The following is an 18,786-nucleotide window of genomic DNA, read 5'->3' on the forward strand; positions in this document are numbered from 1 at the left end:
CGGACAACCGATAAATCCCGATAGCTGATGCTTTGGCCACGGATTCACGGATTTCCGCGGATTTCTGGCGGTTGTTGAGTATTTGATTTTAAAAGATTTATCTTAGGTTGAATGACAAGATAATTGTCGACGTATTACATTTTTTTAGCCACAGATTCACGGATTCTAAAACCGCTGAGATTTTGCCTCGCTTTGATTTTTGCGGATTCATCCTGCGTCGGATAACCGACAAATTCCGATAGCTGATGCTTTGGCCACGGATTCACGGATTTCCGCGGATTTCTGGCGGTTGTTGAGTATTTGATTTTAAAAGATTTATCTTAGGTTGGATGACCAGATAATTATCGAGATACTACATTTTATTAGCCACAGATTCACGGATTTCTAAAACCGTTGAGATTTCGCTTCGCTTTGATTCTTGCGGATTCATCCTGCGTCGGACAACCGATAAATTTCAATAACTAATGCTTTGGCCACGGATTCACGGATTTCCGCGGATTTCTGGCGGCTGCATCGGTTTCTGTTTTGTTGAATTTAAAAGATTGTTCTTTGAAAATGTGCATTACTCCAGAAACGCGCGAACCCTAAACCCTAAACTCTAAACCTTCTAAATCCTAAACGCGAAACCTTTCCACCTCAAACCCATTTTGAACTCTTCTCTCAAACCCTTACCTTCGGCAAAAACCAACATTACATGAAAAACCTAAAGTTTGCCGCGCTGTTTTTGCTGGCGCTGCCCGCGCTCGCACAGGAAAACCTTACGTACCAGAAACCTCCGAAAGAGATTTTGGACCTAGCCGATTACGAGCGAGCGCCGTCGGTGCAACTCGACACGAAAAAAGAATACATGTTGCTTTCATATCGCGCGACGTACAAAACACTCGACGATTTGAACCAGGACGAACTTCGGCTCGGCGGATTGCGCATCAACCCGAACACGAACATTTCGAGCACTGTCACCTATATCACGAACCTGAAAGTGAGAAAAGTGAAGGGCACGAATGACATGCAGGTTTCGGGATTGCCTGAAAATGCGAAAATCAGCAATTTATACTGGTCGCCCGATGAAACGAAAATCGCGTTCTCGAACACGGTCGCGAACGGAGTTGAACTTTATGTGCTCGACGTCGCGTCGGCCAAAGCGGTGAAACTGACCGATGCGCGCGTGAATGCCGCTCTCGGAAATCCGTTTTTATGGTATGGAGACGGCAAGCGACTGCTCGTGAAAATGCTTCCGGCCGACCGCGCCAAACTGCTTGATGCGAAAAAGGATTTGCCGACGGGACCGATAGTATCGAACGCCGACGGAACCGTTTCCCAAAACCGTACGTATCAGGATTTGCTCAAGAATAAAAACGACGAGGCGAATTTCGAGACGATAGTGACGTCAGAATTATACACGGTCGACCTATCGGGAAAAACGACTTTGTTCAAACCTGCCGCCATGTTTGCGGGTGAAAGTTTCTCGCCTGACGGAACGCTTTTGATGTTGACCACGATCCACAAACCGTTCTCGTATATCGTTCCGTTAAACCGTTTCCCGCTTACGACGTCGGTTTACGATTTGCAAGGCAAGGAAGTCAAAAAAGTCAACGACGTACCGCTTACTGAAGTCATGCCAAAAGGTTTCATGGCAGTCCGCAAGGGAAAACGCAGCATGAGTTGGAGGAACGACAAGCCTGCGACGCTGTATTTCGTGGAGGCGCTCGACGAGGGAAATCCGTATACGAAAGTGGATTTTCGCGATGAGCTATTCGTTTGGGACGCGCCTTTTACGTCGGAACCTGTTTCGCTACTAAAAACACGGCAACGTTTCTCGGACGTCATTTGGGGCGACGCGACGACCGCGATGGTCAGCGAGGGTTGGTATGACACGAGGAATACGAAGACGTTTTTGATCAATCCATCGGATTCGAAACAGCAGCCAACGACGATTTTCGACCGAAACGAACAGGATATCTATTCGGATCCCGGGAATTTCGAAACCGTGAAAAACCAGTATGCGCGCTACGTTTTGGCGCTCGACAACGGCAACGCTTTTCTCTTGGGCGCGGGTTACACGAAAGACGGCCAATTTCCTTTCATCGACCAGTTCAATACGAAATCGCTTAAGAAAACGCGTTTGTACCAATCGGCGTACAAAGATAAAAAGGAAGATATCTTGTCGCTTGAGGATTTCAAACAGGGCATCGCTTTGGTGCAGGTCCAATCAAAAACCGATTATCCGAACTATTATTTGCGCAACATCAAAAAGAAGAACAGCCTGACTGCGATCACGGCTTTCAAGAATCCGTTCGAAAGCATCAAAGATGTTCACAAGGAGGTCATCAAATACAAACGTAAGGACGGCGTCGATTTGTCGGGCACTTTGTATTTGCCGAAAGGTTACGACACGACCAAAAAGGAAAAACTTCCGCTTTTGATCTGGGCGTATCCGGCCGAATATAAAGACCGAAACAGCGCCGGGCAAAGCAGTCAAAACCCAAATGAATTCACGTTTCCATACTACGGATCGTTCGTGTATTGGGTGACGCGCGGTTATGTTGTTTTGGACGACGCATCTTTCCCGATCATCGGAGAAGGCGAAACCGAACCCAATGACAATTTCATCACGCAGTTGGTCGATGATGCCGAGGCTGCGATCGATGCCGTCGATAAATTGGGTTACATCGACCGTAAAAAAGTCGCGGTCGGCGGACATTCCTACGGTGCGTTCATGACCGCGAATCTGCTTACGCATTCGAATTTGTTCGCGTGCGGAATCGCGAGATCAGGCGCTTATAACCGAACGTTGACGCCTTTCGGATTCCAAAGCGAGCAACGCAATTATTGGGAAGTTCCCGCGGTTTACAACGACATGTCGCCGTTCATGAACGCGTCGAAAATGAAAACGCCGATGCTGTTGGTCCATGGTGAAGCCGACAATAATCCGGGAACATTCACGCTTCAAACCGAACGTTATTTCCAAGCGCTCAAAGGTCTGGGCGGCCCGGCGAGAATGGTGATTTTACCTAAGGAAGCGCACGGCTATTCGGCCAAGGAAAATATTTTGCATTTGCTTTGGGAACAGGATAGGTTTTTGGAGAAATATTTGAAAGGGAAAACGGAAGTTGTGGACAAATAACACATTAAAAAAGCAGCTCAAAAGGCTGCTTTTTTTGTTTATTGGGTTTTGGATAAATCCTCGATTTTAAGCGTGTTTGGTTTTACGGTTTTAAAATCGGAAGTAAGATATCTTATACGGCCGCTCCCATTGTGATAAACCTCATCCGGACCGTGATATGCGCTGACCTCGACTTGGTAAACATTTCCGGATTTCGTCACGTTTACACTGTTGTAATAAATGCCACCGAATTCCTTGAGTTCTCGCTTAGCCGCGGCGGTCACTTTTTCCAATTCAGATTTGTTCAATATGTCAATCACATTTTTCAACGGCGTAATCTTTTTGTCCGAAATCAAGTAATGTCGGTTATCTACACTTGAACCCGTCCCTGCTTCGTATTGAATAACGGCTATTTGGGTCGTTGGATCGAAACTTTTGATACTGGACCCGCCGACGGCATAATCGAGAATGAAAATGGTTTTTATTACGTTGGCCGTGTCTTTCTTCACCGCGAAATCCGAGGCTTTTCCAATGACATGACGAACTGTGCTAAGACTGGACACTTTCTGAGTATTGTTGTAGATCGAATCCGAAATATCAGAATAAGCATAGGTTCTCTCACTTCCAAGAATAATCAGTTTTTTAAGCACATCTTTGTCGAGAGCTTTCAAATTCTTTGCTAACAATTCCGAGCCCTCGTCTGCTATGCTGTCGTATTTTCCATCATCAACAAACTGAAACTTCTGCACGTATCCAGATTTCGTAATGTATGAAAGAATCGAGTCGAATTTTTCGCCGTCGCTCATCGGCGAAGCCATTGTTTGGACTAGATCATCATTGATCTGCTGCCCGAAAGATCTATTCTTTTTTGGGGAGCAATTCGACAGCAACAGTGTTGAAATTGCCAGCGCGCTCAAAAACAACTTTGTGTTCATGTAAGGATTTTCGTGCCAATATAATAACTATTCTGACGTTGCCAAAAAAACGCCCTCATTTTCCATTATCGGAACGCGGCTTTCAAAAAACAAAGTCCCGCTCTCATAACTGGCCTCGATGAGATAATGTCCGCCCAAAAAATACGACTGTCTCACGATCGCGCGCAGTCCCGAACCTGAAATCTTCAATTGGTGCGGATGCAATAAAACCGTTTCATCGGTAACCGAATTATTCAAAAGCCGCAACGGAACTTCACTGACTTCTCCGAACATCCGCGCCACGTAAGCCGAGCCGGGGTTCGCATAAACGGCTTTCGGACGACCGATTTCTACGATCTTCCCATCTTTCATGATCACGACCTCATCGGCGAACGACAATACGTCGCTGCCATCGTGGGTCGCAAATATGCACGTGATCTGTTTCTGTTTGAAATATCGGAACAGTTTGCGTTTCAATGTCGCCGATCGGAACGCGTCGATCTGTGAAAACGGTTCGTCGAGCAACAACAATTCGGGTTCGAGCGCCAACGTTCTTGCAAGCGCGACACGTTGTTGCTGGCCGCCGCTGAGCAGTTTGGCCTTGACGTTCGCGAATTCGGTCATTTCGACCATTTCGAGTAATTCGGAAATGCGTTGCTGTTTTTTCTCCTTGTGGATGTTCGACAGGAAATTCCCGACGTTTTCAGCGACCGTGATGAACGGCATCAATCCGAAATCCTGTGCGAGGTACTTGAACCGATCGTCACCTGGAATCAGGTTGAACTTCGGCCCGAGAATGCGGCTTCCGTCGTATAAAATTTCGCCTTCCTGCAAATCGTAATGTCCGTAAAGCAACTTGAGTAACGTGCTTTTTCCGCAACCGCTTTCACCGATCAAGGCGAGCTGTTTGCCTTTTTCAAGCGAAAAACTCACGTTGTCGATGGTGGTCGTCGAATCGTATGAAAATGAAATGGAGCTGATTTCAAGCATGTCGCAAAAATAAGTAACAAAATTCGTGAAACCTCAGCAAATGTGTTTTTACTCGATGGGAACGCGTCTTTAATCGATAAGGTTTTGAACATCAGATACTTTTTATCATATTTACTCTAATCCCGACCGAACTTTTTTAAAATCAGATGTCATGAAAAAAATTACGCTCCTTTTTGTTTTGTTGGTTTCGTTCTCTGCGCTCGCACAGGTCGGCGTCGGCACAACGAATCCCTATTCGCAACTCGACGTGCGTTCGAGCAATCAGGCTGCGCCGGCAAATACCGATGGAATCCTTATTCCGAAGGTCGATGTTTTTCCGGCTGTTGTTCCAACGGTCAACCAACAAGGCATGCTCGTTTACCTGACCACGACAGTCGGTACGAAACCTCCCGGATTTTACTATTGGGATTTTCCGACACTTTCGTGGATCGGACTAAACTCGTCGGCGACTCCCGACAAAGACTGGATCGAAACCGGACTTGCGACCGCACCTGACGACATCAACGATTCGATGTATCATATCGGGGATGCGGCCATCGGGAAAAATGCGCCCGGTGCACCGTTGGATGTTCAGGGTGATGATCGCTTGGCCGTAATTCAGGCTACGAACGTTGCTACAACGACCGGAGGTTTCAAATTCGGCGTATTGAGCCAACTTACCGGATTGACCAACGATCTTCTCGTTGGCATGCGATCATCCGTGAGCGGTTCGGGAACAGGCTCGCATTATGGCAATTTCAATATCCTTTCAGGTCCGGGCGACGGAATCCGTTGGGGCACAGCCAATCGCTTGACGAACGCCGGCAACGGACAAACAGTGGGTTTTTACAGTGAAATGACTGGAAACGGTTCCGGAATACGGTATGGCGTTTTGAACGATATATCAGGTGGAACGAACAGTATCTATGGTATACAAAGCTCAATAACATCGACAGGTAATGGGCTTCATTATGGCTCGCAAAACATACTGTCGGGTGCCGGCTCAGGAACGCATCACGGATATGTCGCCGGGTTGAGCGGTACAGGAACCGGATTGCAGATTGGTTTGTTCAACGCCATTTCAAATTCAGGAAATAATTTACATGAAGGAGTATTCAACAGTTTGACGGGAACAGGTTCGGGAAATCACTTTGGGGTATATTCGTCTCTTACCGGTAGCGGTACCGGCCAACAAATTGGCAGCTTCAACGTAATTGACAACACTGGTAATGACTTGCATTTTGGCGTCGTAAACCAAATGTCGGGTACAGGAACGGGAAATCATACCGGAATCAGCAATGTTTTCAGCGGAGCAGGTTCGGGCATTCAATATGGCGTCCAGCATGTTTCCACCAATACCGGGAACGGCGTCCACTATGGCAGCAGCGTTATCGAAAGCGGAACGGGCAGCGGTATCCATTACGGAGATTACGTATCCTTGTCAGGATCGGGCGCAGGAAACAAATACGGTTTCTACAGCACGATTTTAAACAATGCCGGAGGAACGCATTATGGTATTTATTCAGATGCCGTGAAAACAGGGAGTTATGCGGGATATTTCCTCGGAGCATTGAGCATCGGGACAATCGCGACGAACAATTATATCTTGCCGCCATCACGCGGAACGCTCGGCCAAATCATGCAAACCGATGCGGCGGGAATCGTGACGTGGGCAAATCCGAACACGGCGTTGAATGCTTTCAACTGGTCAACGACCGGAAACAGCGGATTGAACGCCACAACCAATTTCCTGGGTACGACCGACGCGATTCCGATCATCTTCAGGACGGCCAATACTGAGAAAGTCCGAATTGGCGTAAACGGAACGCTCGGCATCGGCACTACGTACGGTACCAACTTCGCCAATCCATACTCGCGCTTCGACCTTGCCGGAAATGGGATCAACTACGGCGATTTCACGATGCATACGGCGGCCGCCACCGACATTTCGAACTGGATGACTTTTTTCAGGTCACGCGGAACATTTACGGTTCCGACAGCCGTTGCACAAAATGATGAAATTGCAGTAATTGGAGCATACGCACATGACGGAACCGCCTACAACGGAATCGGAGCTCCGAACGGACAAACCGCATTTATCACCATGGCGATGGATGGCCCGACCGGAACCGGCGACATGCCGTCGCGCATCATCTTCGGAACCACTAACGACGGAACCGCTACGGCAACTGAGAAAATGCGCATCACGAACTTGGGCAACATCGGTATAAATACCACGACACCATCTGTTACCGATAGGATGAACACGGTCTCAGGAACAACCATGAACGGTATGTTGTTGACCAGCCAACGCACTGTCGCAGGTGCCTACGGATTCAGGAATGCAGCAACACTTAACGGAGGGACGGCCAACATTTATACAGGATATTCGGGTGCGATCGCCATCGCCGGTGGAACCTCGACAAACGCAGGAGTTTTCAGCGATGTTCCGAACAACACGACCGCTGCAATAATCGGATCGACGAACGGAACAGGAACAAGTGCGGCGGTAATCGGGACTTCGACGGTTTGGAATGGTGTGAATGCGAGAACATCGGCCGCGGGCGCCAGCGCTTTGATCGGCGCAAATACAGCTGCCGCGGGAGCAGGTACCGGTTCAGGAATTTACGGATTGACCTCCCAATTGAACGGGCCCGCAATTTACGGTTACAATACGGCAGGAGCCGGCACGTCATTCGGTTATATGTCGGGAGTAAGTCGCATCGCCTCGTATGGAAACGGCCGGGTTGTGGGCAGTTATTCTTTCGGTGTTTTGGGCGACGGTGGCACGAGTACTCGCTCAGGTGGAGTTTTTGGGGATGATTACGGACTTGCCCGCGGCGCACTTGGATATTACGCTTCTAATTTTGTCGATTACGCCGTGTTCGGATTCGGGCAAAACTTCCAAGCCGGAGCAGCTGGTGGAAAAATGTCGGCATCGGCACCAAACAACATGATCGGACTCGGAATTTACGGTGGCGTCATGGGTGGCTGGGTCCGCGGACTTCACTACGGTTTCCACGCAAAAGGAAAAGAATACGGACTTTATGTAGACGGGACGACGATTACCAACAAACCCGTGGTACAGCTTATCGACAACGGAACGCAAAAACGTTCTGTGGCATTCGCGCCAAGCAGCATGAGCGCCGACATCTACGTTAGAGGAAATGCACGCCTGGAAAACGGATCGATCTTCGTCTCGTTCGACGAATCGTTCTCTAAAATCGTATCGGCAGAAATCCCGCTCAATATCACCGTCACGCCAACAGGTCCTTCAAACGGTGTCTATGTTACCGACGTCACGCCTGCAGGATTCAGGATTGTAGAAAATGGCAACGGCTCAGCAGGCGTTTCAGTCAACTGGGTCGCTTACGGCACGCGCTTGGGGTACGAAAATCCGGAAGCCGTCGTGAGCGCTACGATTTCTTCGTCGTCGTTCGATGAGGACATGAACGCCGTAATGTACAACGAGAAGAATACCGACGGAACGCAAAAAGGAATCTGGTACGATGGCAGTAAAGTCAATATCGGGCAAACGCCGAGTTCGTTCCAGGCCCAAAAGTTGAGCCAACAACCGGCGCACGACGTACCATCGACCTTGACGACAAATCCCGACGCCCAGGCCAGCACGGTCACGGCGACGCCTGAAGCCGGGCAAACCGGAACGAGCGACACGCCTCAACCCAAACCTCAATCTCGCAAAAAACTGGAATAAAAAAGAGTCGCCTTCGGGCGATTTTCTTTTTGGGGTAAAAAAAGCAAGAGCGTCATCAAATGAGAACGCTCTTGCCGACCTAACCAATAAACAAACTAATGTTTTATTTCGTCGAAAGCGTCGCTGCCCGGTCAGGCAGCGTTGCCACTTTCATATTACAAAGATACCGCCGATTCCTTTAAAATAATTCAAACAATTGTTAAACATGTTGCAAAACTTGGAATGAAATCAGCACTTTACGATAAATTATGATAAATATTTGAGGTAAGAAATCGTATCGACCTGCGCTTTCAAATCATGCAGCAAACTGTACAACCCGAAGAACGTTCGGTTGATGTACAGAAAGTGCTTCGAACCGCGGTTTCCGTTCATCTTGCGCAATTGCGTGTCTTTCGAGAACTCCTCGCCCATCGCAGCCAGTCGTCCGAAGAACTCCTCGTTCGAAAAATCGAAATAGTCGGTTTTGTACGGCATTGTCGAAACCGTAAGCAATTCGCGGAACAATGGAATCAGATACGCTTTGTCGGCGGGCTTGTCATCGGCCCTCAAAATCTCAAGCTCGAACAATTTTTCCTCGAAAAGTCTCTCATTGTTGAAGATCTCGGGGCTGACCAATTCGAAATACGGATTGTAAAAATCGAGCGGAATCTGCTTGATGCAACCGAAATCGATCGCGATCAGGTTCGAATCGCTGTCGACCAAAAAGTTCCCGGGATGCGGATCGGCATGTACGGCTTTCAAGCCGTGGATCTGGAACATGTAAAAATCCCAAAGCGCCTGCCCTAGTTTGTTCGCCTTTTCCTGATCGGTGTTGTGAGCCGTGAATTCTGAGATGTGCTCGCCTTGCATCCAATCCATCGTAAGGATTTTATCGGTCGACCATTCGGGATAATACTCGGGAAAACGCAGATTCGGGATGACCGCGCAAGCGTCGGCGATTTCCTTCCCCTGCTTGAGTTCGTTCACATAATCTGTTTCCTCAAGCAATTTGTCCTCGACTTCCTGAAAGTATTTTCCCGAATCCTTGCCTTTGATGTTGAACATCCGGATCGCTACGGGTTTCACCATCGCCAGATCAGAACTGATGCTTTTCGCGACGCCCGGATATTGGATCTTAACGGCGAGTTGCTTTCCGTTTTTCTCGGCTTTGTGCACTTGCCCGATGCTCGCCGCATTGACCGAATCGGGCGTGAATTTGTCGAACAACTGCTCGGGATATTTCCCGAAATACGTCTTGAACGTCTTTCGGACGAGAGGCGCGCTCAACGGCGGAACTGAAAATTGCGACAACGAGAATTTCTCGACATACGCTTGAGGCATGATACTCTTGTCCATGCTGAGCATCTGTGCCACTTTGAGCGCGCTGCCTTTCAGGTTTTTGAGCCCGTCGTAAATATCTTCGGCGTTGTTCTCGTTGAGTTTGTCTTTGGTCAGCGACGGGTTTACGATTTTCTCGCCGTAGTACGCGAGGTAATTCCCGCCTACTTTTATGCCGGTTTTGACGAGTTCGCTGGCGCGGCTGATTTTTCCGGTTGGGATGGTATCTAGGGTTTTCATTGTTTTGCTTTAGGCTTTAAGCTGTAAGCTATAAGCTGATTATCGTTGTGTTTATTTGGGCGTGCCGGCGGCTTTAACCAAGTAACTAAAGTTGACGTGACAGTAACCCGCCGTCGGGCTTCCGCTGCTATCTTTTTGGTAAACCTTACAGGTTGGCCAAAAAGGATATCCGCTAAAATCCCTCACGCGGACGCAAGCAATTGACGCTAATTTTTCCAAAGGAATTTCCCCAAATCGATCAAGTTCTCCAAAGGTTTCGTATCAAGCAGACTCACGACCGTATTCACTGATTTTTCGATGATGATATCTGTTTTCTCAAAGCCTTTCGACGTATCGTCCAGCCAAAATTTCAGGATGAAAAGAAATTGCACCCACGCGCCTTCTGATAGAACGGGTTCGGTAACGTTGCGCACCTTGCGTAATCGTTCAGGCTTATTTTCCTTTAGCAATACTTCAACGAAGTCCCGGAAGCGGTTTCGGAAAAGTTTCAAATCCTGAAGGTTCTTCAAGCCTTGTTTGTTGTCGCGCAACGACCAGGAAACATAGGTTCGGTTCAGCGTTAGGATTTCGAAAATCGTGAAATATAGTGCGAGTAGTTTGTCTTTATCGGTATATGAGGCGTAATCAGGAGACTTGGACAACATCGTCTGGGCATTTTCGAAGAACCGCACCCAAACTTCCTGACGCAGCGAGCCAAACGAATTGAAGAACATATAAAATTGCGTTTCCTCGATATGGTTGCGTTTGCAGAATATATAGACATTCGCGGCTTGTCCGTTGTGCTCGAGCACGTCGTTCATATATAGCGAAATGATTTTGTCGTCATCCATTACCTCGTTTTGCTGAGGCATCTTTTTAGCGGTTGCCATGCGATATGATTTTTAGTGTGAAACAAAGATATAATCAGGCTAGTAAATTGACTTGCAAAGGATTGTTAATTGTCTTTCAATTCTTTTGAAAGGGAAGATTTTGTGTTTCGAGTTTAGGGTTTAGGGTTGTCGTTTGGGAAAAGTTCCTGTGCTTTCTCTGAATTAAGTAATGAAATCGAAACGGAAGGCATGCAAACCCTAAACCCTAAACCACAAGATTACAAAATAAAAAAAGCCGCTTGAAAAAGCGGCTTTTTTTATTTTAGAATCTTGCTACTGTCCGTTCTGCGCATCATTAATCATCTTCTGGTTCGCAGTGATCGCGAATTCCACGCGACGGTTCTCGGCACGACCTTCAGTAGTTTCGTTCGTGGCGATCGGATCGGCGATTCCCATTCCGGTCGTCGTGAAACGGCTCGATGAGATTCCTTTAGAAACCAGATAACTCTTTACCGACGCGGCACGTTGCTCGCTCAAGTTCAGGTTATGGTCAACCGAACCTGTGTTGTCGGTGTATCCGAAAATCTGGATGTTCGTGTCTTTGTACTCGTTGAAAACCGGAATCAATTTGTCAAGGTTCGCCTGTGCGGTCGATGTCAACGTCGATTTGTCGATGTTGAAACGAACGGCGTTTTCCTTAAGCGTCAATTTGATTCCTTCCCCGACGCGTTCCACCTCGGCTCCCGGAACCGCATTGTCGATCTCACGCGCCTGTTTGTCCATCTTGTTCCCGATGACGCCACCCGCAACACCGCCGACTACACCGCCGATTATAGCGCCAAGCGCACCGTTTCCGCCTTTACCGACGTTGTTTCCGAGCACACCGCCAATCACGGCGCCACCAACGGCTCCGGCTGCAGCGCCTCTTTGCGTATTATTCGTATTCTTTACGGCTTCGCAACCCGAAACGCTCATCGAGGCCGCGGTAATGAATGCCAATGCTATCAAGGTTATCTTTTTCATGATATGTAATTTGATTAGTTAGTTCTTTTGGAATTGGTACACGACATCGGTCATCTTACCGCCGACATCGATCTTGTCGACGAGCTGGAAAGACGTCTCAGTCTGGTTGGCGACGTTCACTACGTAACCTTCGCGCACTTTCTTGGCTTTTTCACCCGCGTAAAGCACTTTGAGTACGAATTGTCCGTCTTTGTTGATGAACCAGGTAATGTCGGACGAGAATGCAGGACAATTTCCGCCTTTGGTCAGCGCCATATTTCCTTTGTTGTTGTTCGAAACGAATTTCCACGTACTTCCGACAAAACATTGGGAATCCGCGATCCCGAAAGAATTCACCGCGATCACGTTCGATCCCGGATAGCTTACCGATGTGATCGTCCAATTTCCCTTGATGTCTTTTTGAGAGCCGCGGTCAAGTTTCGTCGTGGTGGCCGACGTGGACTTACAGCCTATCAGCAACAACGCGAAAATCCCGGCGAAAAGTAGTTGTTTAACTTGCGATTTCATGAGTAGGTTGTTTAAATTATTGAAGTTCAAAGATACAATCGGCACTTCGTCAAATGTTAAATTCCGGGCGACTTTTACCGAAATATTAACAGAAAAATCATCTTCACATGGGAATCGTAAAACCTTTGCGGATTAAAATAAAAAACCGATGTTCCGACAATTTGTCACACCTTTACAAGCTGGTATCCAATTTGAAAAAAGCCGGATGAAATTGTACAACAAACTTTAAAAACAAAAACATATGAGTACAGGAAAAATCAATGTTTCGGTAGAAAACATCTTTCCCTTAATCAAGAAATTCCTTTACAGCGACCACGAGATCTTCTTGCGCGAGCTGATTTCGAACGCGACCGACGCCACGTTGAAGCTCAAACACCTGACATCTATCGGTGAAGCGAACGTCGAATACGGAAATCCTGTCATCGAAGTCAGGATCGATAAAGAAGGAAAGAAACTCCACATCATCGACCAAGGTCTGGGAATGACGGCCGAAGAAGTCGAGAAATACATCAACCAGGTCGCGTTTTCAGGCGCCGAGGAATTTCTCGACAAATACAAGGATTCGGCGAAAGACACGGGAATCATCGGGCATTTCGGGCTTGGTTTCTATTCCGCTTTTATGGTGGCCGAGAAAGTCGAGATCATCACCAAATCGTTCAAGGACGAACCGGCTGCGCATTGGACGTGCGACGGAAGCCCTGAGTTTACGCTCGTTCCATCAGACAAGACAGATCGCGGTACCGAAATCATTCTGCACATCGCCGACGATTCGCTCGAATTTCTCGAAGATCACAAAATCTCGGGATTGCTTACCAAGTACAACAAGTTCATGCCGATTCCGATCAAATTCGGAACGAAGACTGAGAAAAAAGCGTTCGGCGTAGGTGAAGACGAGAAAATGGAAGACGTCGAGGTCGACAACATCATCAATAATCCGAATCCGGCCTGGACAAAGCAACCGTCGGAATTGAGCGACGACGACTACAATAAATTCTATCGCGAGCTATATCCGATGCAATTCGAGGAACCGTTGTTCAACATTCATTTGAACGTGGACTATCCGTTCAATTTGACGGGAATCCTGTACTTTCCGAAATTGTCGCAGGATTTGCAAATCCAGAAAGACAAGATACAATTGTACCAGAATCAGGTGTTCGTGACCGACAACGTCGAAGGCATCGTTCCCGAATTCCTGACGATGTTGAGAGGCGTGATCGATTCTCCCGACATTCCGCTAAACGTGTCGCGCTCGTATCTGCAAACCGACGGAAACGTGAAGAAAATCTCGAATTACATCACGCGTAAAGTCGCCGACAAACTAAAATCGTTGTTCACCGAAAACCGCGAGGATTTCGAGAAAAAATGGAACGACATCAAGATCGTACTCGAATACGGAATGTTGAGCGAAGATAAATTCTATGAAAAAGCGGGCGCGTTCGTTTTATATCCGACGGTCGACGGCAAGTTCTTCACGCTCGAAGAACTCAAGGAAACGCTCAAGGATTCCCAAACCGATAAGGACGGAAAACTCGTCGTGTTATACGCCCAAAACAAAGACGCGCAACACAGTTACATCGATGCCGCGAAAGCCAAAGGTTACGAGGTCTTGTTGCTCGACTCGCCGATCGTTTCCCACTTGATCCAAAAGCTGGAAAGCGACAACGAGAATGTGACGTTCGTTCGCGTCGATTCGGATCACGTCGACAACTTGATCAAGAAAGACGAGAACGCGATTTCAAAATTGTCTGATGAAGAACAGGAAAAATTGAAAACGGCGGTCCAGGAAATCGTTCCGTCGACGACTTATAACGTGCAACTCGAAGCGCTCGACAGCCAAGCCGCGCCGTTCATCATCACGCAACCGGAATTCATGAGACGAATGAAGGAGATGAGCGCAAGTGGCGGCGGCGGAATGTTCGGAATGGGGAATTTCCCTGAGATGTACAATCTGGTCGTGAACACGAACTCGGAACTTGCCGGAAATATCTTGAACACCGACGATAAAACGCAACAGGAACACTTGGTGAAACAAGCGCTCGATTTGGCGAAGTTGTCGCAAAACCTTTTGAAAGGGGAAGAATTGACGGCTTTCGTGAAGCGCAGTTTTGAGATGATTAAGTAGATTTCAGATTTTAGAGTTTAGATTTTTAGATCTCGGATCAGAGAATAGAAACCTGTTGGGAAACCTTCAGGTTTTTTTTTTGCTTTTTTGCACCGAAATTTTGAGGGTGATTTTTACAGACCTTTCATTTTCTCACAAATACACTTTTTCCACACATTTTCCCAAACCGAACCTTCTTTTCAATAACTTTATAAAACAAACATTATCAGGATTTTACCTGAAAACCAATCAAACCTTTAAAACAAACATCATGAAAAATTTTGCAGCGGAGTTCCTCGGAACTCTATGGCTGGTTCTGGGCGGTTGCGGAAGCGCGGTCCTCGCAGCCAATTTCACATCCGAACCGTTCATCGGGATCGGGCTCGTGGGCGTTTCACTCGCGTTCGGGCTAACCGTTTTGACAATCGCTTATGCGCTGGGACGGATTTCAGGCGCGCATTTGAATCCCGCGGTCACCATCGGATTATGGGCCGGCGGACGCGTCCAATCGAACACTGTTTTGCCGTACGTCATCGCTCAAATCCTTGGCGGGATTGCGGGAGCGGCCATCTTGTATGTTATCGCGTCGGGCAACGGGCACGATCTTGGCGGATTCGCCGCGAATGGTTACGGCGCGCACTCTCCCGGAGGTTACAACATGACGTCGGCGTTCGTGACCGAATTCGTGATGACGATGATGTTTATCATTATCATTTTCGGGGCGACTGAAAAAGATAGACGACGCGAAGCTTTTGCGGGAATGGCGATCGGTTTGGCGCTCACATTGATCCACCTTATCAGCATTCCCGTGACGAACACGTCGGTGAATCCGGCACGCAGCATCAGCCAGGCGATTTTCGTGCAAGGTTGGGCGCTCGAACAGCTTTGGTTGTTTATTGTGGCTCCGATCGCAGGCGCCGTCGTAGGTGGACTCGTTTACAAAAATTTGTTGCGCAAGACCGAATTCCTGCCCGAGGACATGAACGAATAATATTGTCGGAGAGAATTAAAAAGCAAGAAGCGTGAAGCATGTTTCTTGCTTTTTTTTGCCATCGGTTAAACCATTTCAAAATTTCGGACTCCTTTAGGCGAACAAAAAAACTACAACATGAAAACCGCAACTTACCTAGTATTGCTGCTGTGCTTTTTGTCGGTTCCGACTTTTGCACAGACTGAAGAACAGGCCAACAACGGCGACGATTTCAGCCTCGAAGGCGCTCTCGCCATGTTCAAGAACGCAAAAAGCCTCGAGGAATTCGAGAAAGCGATCAACGAGGAAAACAACAACGTGAACAATCTCGATCTAAACAACGACGAAAAAACGGATTACGTGACAGTTTCCGACGTGAAAGATGGAGACACGCACGTAATCGTGCTTTCAACTTGGTTGTCGGAATCTGAAAAACAAGACATCGCCACGATCGGGATCGAAAAAACCGCGGCCGAACAAGCCCAGCTCCAAATCGAAGGCGACACCGACCTTTACGCCGAAAACACGATCATCGAACCCGTCGACGTTGAGGACAAAGCAACCGGAGGAAAAGGCGGCCCGTCAATCGCCGAAATCGAAATCATGCCCGTTGTCGTGAACGTCTGGCTGTGGCCGTCGGTGCGATTCCTTTACGCTCCGGCGTATGTGGTTTGGGTTTCACCTTATCGTTGGGCGGCATATCCGCGTTGGTGGAAACCTTGGCGCCCGGTGTCTCACGTGGTTTTCTACAAACGAGTCGCGCCTCACAGGGTTTATTACCGGCCGGCTCCGGTTAGGAGAGTTGCCGTCGCACACCGAGTTTACGCGCCGCACAGACGTTCATCGACGCTCGTCGTAAAAAACAGGCGCGCAACGACGGTCGTGCATAAAAACAAGAGAACGGGAAAAACGACGGCTGTTCGCAAGAGCAATAAAACCGGCCGAGTTCGCGCGGCAAGAAGATGATTTGTTATTTTGAGTTTTGAGTTTTTATATTGAATGTCAAACGTTACGACTCATTTAAAATTCAAAACTCAAAACAACTACTCCACTATCCAGAGCAAAACGGGTTTCCGAACGTCCTTAAGCCGAGTATCGAGTTTTGTCATGAAATTGTCAGAGACTGCGGGGCAACCCCAACTCAGCGGGCTGTAATCGGGATAGACTTCGGTGTCTGAAACCGCTTCCCACGAATGTAGTACGACGACGCGTTTCTCAGAATTATCGTTCGTCGTCTCCAAACCTTTCAACCAATATTTCACCTTGATTCCCCAGGCGCTGTAATCGCGTTTTCCGATCTTGTACTTGCCCGAGGCCGAACAATGGCTGTCCACGCGGTTACTGCATTTTGCCTTCTCGAACATTTTCGGGTTTTCGCCGAACGCGTCGCAGGTTCCGTGGGTTACGAGATTCTCATCGACGATCTTCTTCTGCTTGAAATCGTACACGAAGAATCGGTTCTTGCCCGAATGCACGCTCAAATCGACGAGGAAATAAAAGTCATTATTGAGACCGTTTTGTCTGCAATACGCAACCGCTTCGAGATTCGTAGCCGCGTAATCTTTTGGGGCGATTTTTGGATTCTCGGAAGAATTGCAACACATCAGCCCCAACAAAGCCATCAAGAGAGTGAATTTCATGTTAGTCAGGTATTTCCTCATAACTTCAAAATCATCCGTTTTATTTTAAACCCTTCTGACACAAATCGGTCAGAGCCAAAAAATAAGTTTATGGACAAGAACACGCTTTGGTCGCTGCGCCTCGGATTTTCGGCAAAGCAGTCTCAAAACATCCAAAAAAACGGACTCGAAAAATTTCTTTCGGCTTCGTTCAAAGCGCCGTTTGACGAGCAACTTCCCGCCTTTTTGAAAGATGATCCCAAGACGTTCGCCGAACTCAAAGCGATGCGCGATTCGATCAAGGACGATTCGGAAGCCCAAAAGAAAAACCTCAAGAAACAAGTCCAAAATGCGATCGAACTTCGCATCTGGTGGATCAAAAACATCCAATCTTCCGATTTCCCGTTGCGCGAAAAAATGACGGTTTTCTGGCACAATCACTTCGTTTCCACTTCGCAAAAAGTCAAGCTCAACTATTCGATATACGAACACAACATGATCCTGCGCCGGAACACTTTCGGGAATTTCAGGACGCTCACCAAGGAAATCCTGCAATCGAATGCGATGGTGCGCTACCTCGACAACAACGACAACCGCAAAGGCAAAATCAACGAAAACCTGAGCCGTGAATTGCTCGAATTGTTCACGTTGGGCATCGGGAATTATTCGGAGGCTGACATCAAGAACGGCGCAAAAGCCTTGGCAGGATTGACTCCGGGCGAAAATGGAGCGAAGTATCGCCCGAGGCTCGAAGACAACGACACGATCACGTATTTCGGAAAGACCGGTACTTTCAAACTCGATGAAATCGTCGACATCATTTTCGAACAGCCAAGCGCGCCTTACCTGATCACGCGCAAAATCCTAAAGTGGTTTTTATACGACGAACCAGATGAATCGCTCGTTAAATATTACGGCGATTACCTCAAAAAATCCGATTTCGAAATCCAACCGTTGCTCGTGAAAATGTTTACCGAAGAATCCGCGAAGAATACGTCGGGAACCAAGATCAAAGATCCGCTTACATACATTTTGCAGCTTTCGAGCGAGCTCAACGCAAACGTCCAACCTCGCGCGATCGCCATTTTCCTGAAGCAGCAAGGCATGGATTTGTTCAACCAACCCAATGTGAAAGGTTGGGACGGAGGTCGATCGTGGCTTACCTCGCAAATTTTCCTGCAACGCAACAACGTCGCGGATCTGCTGTGCAGCGGAAAAACGATAAACCGAAAAATTAAAGAAGTTAATTCCGACGAAATGCCCGACGAGAAACGCTTCCTGAGCGTAAAACTCGACTGGAACGACAAAGGCGACAACCTCGACGTCATCGCCGATTTGAGTAACCGATTGTTGTTTACGATCGACACGAATCTCCAGAACGATTTCGAAAAACTGCTCAAGTATGATTTCAATCCCAAATCGCCCGGTGCCGACAACGCCGTGCTGCGATTGTTCAACGATATGGTCAAAACCCCCGAATTCCAACTTATCTAAAAAAG

Annotated in this window: 13 protein-coding genes; 6 read left to right on the forward strand and 7 right to left on the reverse strand. The window is 47.8% G+C overall.

What is annotated here, in order from left to right:
• Positions 1 to 694: 694 nt before the first annotated feature.
• A complete protein-coding gene (locus EOO50_RS14430) occupies positions 695 to 3,124 on the forward strand; it encodes a prolyl oligopeptidase family serine peptidase (protein WP_290840987.1) in 2,430 nt (809 codons plus the stop codon).
• 38 nt (positions 3,125 to 3,162) lie between these two features.
• Here the strand turns inward: EOO50_RS14430 and EOO50_RS14435 are convergent, their stop codons facing one another.
• Together EOO50_RS14435 and EOO50_RS14440 are read right to left on the reverse strand one after the other, a co-directional pair.
• The gene (locus EOO50_RS14435) at positions 3,163 to 3,909 is read right to left on the reverse strand and encodes a hypothetical protein (protein ID WP_290840988.1); all 747 of its coding nucleotides are present in this window, start codon (positions 3,907 to 3,909) and stop codon (positions 3,163 to 3,165) included.
• A gap of 156 nt (positions 3,910 to 4,065) precedes the next feature.
• On the reverse strand, positions 4,066 to 5,007 hold the full coding sequence (locus tag EOO50_RS14440; protein ID WP_290840989.1) for an ABC transporter ATP-binding protein: 942 nt from the start codon (positions 5,005 to 5,007) through the stop codon (positions 4,066 to 4,068).
• A gap of 151 nt (positions 5,008 to 5,158) precedes the next feature.
• Here EOO50_RS14440 and EOO50_RS14445 point away from each other — a divergent pair, with 151 nt between their 5' ends.
• Entirely contained in the window at positions 5,159 to 8,701 is a 3,543-nt protein-coding gene (locus tag EOO50_RS14445) for a hypothetical protein (RefSeq protein ID WP_290840990.1), read from the forward strand.
• 246 nt (positions 8,702 to 8,947) lie between these two features.
• Here EOO50_RS14445 and EOO50_RS14450 read toward each other — a convergent pair whose 3' ends face one another.
• The 4 genes from EOO50_RS14450 to EOO50_RS14465 all read right to left on the reverse strand — a co-directional run bounded on the left by EOO50_RS14450 (position 8,948) and on the right by EOO50_RS14465 (position 12,597).
• The gene (locus tag EOO50_RS14450; protein ID WP_290840991.1) at positions 8,948 to 10,258 is read right to left on the reverse strand and encodes an AarF/ABC1/UbiB kinase family protein; all 1,311 of its coding nucleotides are present in this window, start codon (positions 10,256 to 10,258) and stop codon (positions 8,948 to 8,950) included.
• A gap of 206 nt (positions 10,259 to 10,464) precedes the next feature.
• Positions 10,465 to 11,127 (reverse strand): TetR family transcriptional regulator C-terminal domain-containing protein, encoded by a 663-nt coding sequence (locus EOO50_RS14455; RefSeq protein ID WP_290840992.1) that lies wholly within the window; start codon positions 11,125 to 11,127, stop codon positions 10,465 to 10,467.
• A gap of 273 nt (positions 11,128 to 11,400) precedes the next feature.
• The gene (locus EOO50_RS14460; RefSeq protein ID WP_290840993.1) at positions 11,401 to 12,090 is read right to left on the reverse strand and encodes an OmpA family protein; all 690 of its coding nucleotides are present in this window, start codon (positions 12,088 to 12,090) and stop codon (positions 11,401 to 11,403) included.
• Between the two features lie 18 nt (positions 12,091 to 12,108).
• Positions 12,109 to 12,597 carry a lipocalin family protein gene (locus tag EOO50_RS14465; RefSeq protein ID WP_290840994.1) on the reverse strand — a complete coding sequence of 163 codons (489 nt, stop codon included), beginning with the start codon at positions 12,595 to 12,597 and terminating at the stop codon, positions 12,109 to 12,111.
• 241 nt (positions 12,598 to 12,838) lie between these two features.
• Between EOO50_RS14465 and htpG the strand changes: the two genes are divergently transcribed.
• From htpG to EOO50_RS14480, 3 genes are all read left to right on the forward strand, one after another.
• Positions 12,839 to 14,719 (forward strand): molecular chaperone HtpG, encoded by a 1,881-nt coding sequence (htpG, locus tag EOO50_RS14470; RefSeq protein WP_290840995.1) that lies wholly within the window; start codon positions 12,839 to 12,841, stop codon positions 14,717 to 14,719.
• 250 nt (positions 14,720 to 14,969) lie between these two features.
• Entirely contained in the window at positions 14,970 to 15,689 is a 720-nt protein-coding gene (aqpZ, locus tag EOO50_RS14475; RefSeq protein ID WP_290840996.1) for an aquaporin Z, read from the forward strand.
• Between the two features lie 117 nt (positions 15,690 to 15,806).
• Positions 15,807 to 16,634 (forward strand): hypothetical protein, encoded by an 828-nt coding sequence (locus tag EOO50_RS14480; protein ID WP_290840997.1) that lies wholly within the window; start codon positions 15,807 to 15,809, stop codon positions 16,632 to 16,634.
• Positions 16,635 to 16,711: 77 nt separating this feature from the next.
• On the opposite strand, the gene EOO50_RS14485 is transcribed toward EOO50_RS14480, so the two are convergent.
• Positions 16,712 to 17,290 carry a murein L,D-transpeptidase catalytic domain-containing protein gene (locus EOO50_RS14485; protein WP_290841017.1) on the reverse strand — a complete coding sequence of 193 codons (579 nt, stop codon included), beginning with the start codon at positions 17,288 to 17,290 and terminating at the stop codon, positions 16,712 to 16,714.
• Between the two features lie 108 nt (positions 17,291 to 17,398).
• Between EOO50_RS14485 and EOO50_RS14490 the strand changes: the two genes are divergently transcribed.
• Positions 17,399 to 18,781, forward strand: a complete 1,383-nt coding sequence (locus tag EOO50_RS14490) for a DUF1800 domain-containing protein (RefSeq protein WP_290840998.1) — start codon at positions 17,399 to 17,401, stop codon at positions 18,779 to 18,781.
• The last annotated feature ends 5 nt before the right edge of the window (positions 18,782 to 18,786 follow it).

It is taken from the genome of Flavobacterium sp. (genome assembly GCF_004211145.1).
In the GTDB taxonomy this organism is placed as follows: Bacteria; Bacteroidota; Bacteroidia; order Flavobacteriales; family Flavobacteriaceae; genus Flavobacterium.

Bases quoted from the DNA above. Each gene is read 5' to 3' on its own strand.
- EOO50_RS14430 (WP_290840987.1), top strand. From the start codon at position 695: ATGAAAAACCTAAAGTTTGCCGCGCTGTTTTTGCTGGCGCTGCCCGCG.
- EOO50_RS14435 (WP_290840988.1), bottom strand. From the start codon at position 3,909: ATGAGCGACGGCGAAAAATTCGACTCGATTCTTTCATACATTACGAAA.
- EOO50_RS14440 (WP_290840989.1), bottom strand. From the start codon at position 5,007: ATGCTTGAAATCAGCTCCATTTCATTTTCATACGATTCGACGACCACC.
- EOO50_RS14445 (WP_290840990.1), top strand. From the start codon at position 5,159: ATGAAAAAAATTACGCTCCTTTTTGTTTTGTTGGTTTCGTTCTCTGCG.
- EOO50_RS14450 (WP_290840991.1), bottom strand. From the start codon at position 10,258: ATGAAAACCCTAGATACCATCCCAACCGGAAAAATCAGCCGCGCCAGC.
- EOO50_RS14455 (WP_290840992.1), bottom strand. From the start codon at position 11,127: ATGGCAACCGCTAAAAAGATGCCTCAGCAAAACGAGGTAATGGATGAC.
- EOO50_RS14460 (WP_290840993.1), bottom strand. From the start codon at position 12,090: ATGAAAAAGATAACCTTGATAGCATTGGCATTCATTACCGCGGCCTCG.
- EOO50_RS14465 (WP_290840994.1), bottom strand. From the start codon at position 12,597: ATGAAATCGCAAGTTAAACAACTACTTTTCGCCGGGATTTTCGCGTTG.
- htpG (WP_290840995.1), top strand. From the start codon at position 12,839: ATGAGTACAGGAAAAATCAATGTTTCGGTAGAAAACATCTTTCCCTTA.
- aqpZ (WP_290840996.1), top strand. From the start codon at position 14,970: ATGAAAAATTTTGCAGCGGAGTTCCTCGGAACTCTATGGCTGGTTCTG.
- EOO50_RS14480 (WP_290840997.1), top strand. From the start codon at position 15,807: ATGAAAACCGCAACTTACCTAGTATTGCTGCTGTGCTTTTTGTCGGTT.
- EOO50_RS14485 (WP_290841017.1), bottom strand. From the start codon at position 17,290: ATGGCTTTGTTGGGGCTGATGTGTTGCAATTCTTCCGAGAATCCAAAA.
- EOO50_RS14490 (WP_290840998.1), top strand. From the start codon at position 17,399: ATGGACAAGAACACGCTTTGGTCGCTGCGCCTCGGATTTTCGGCAAAG.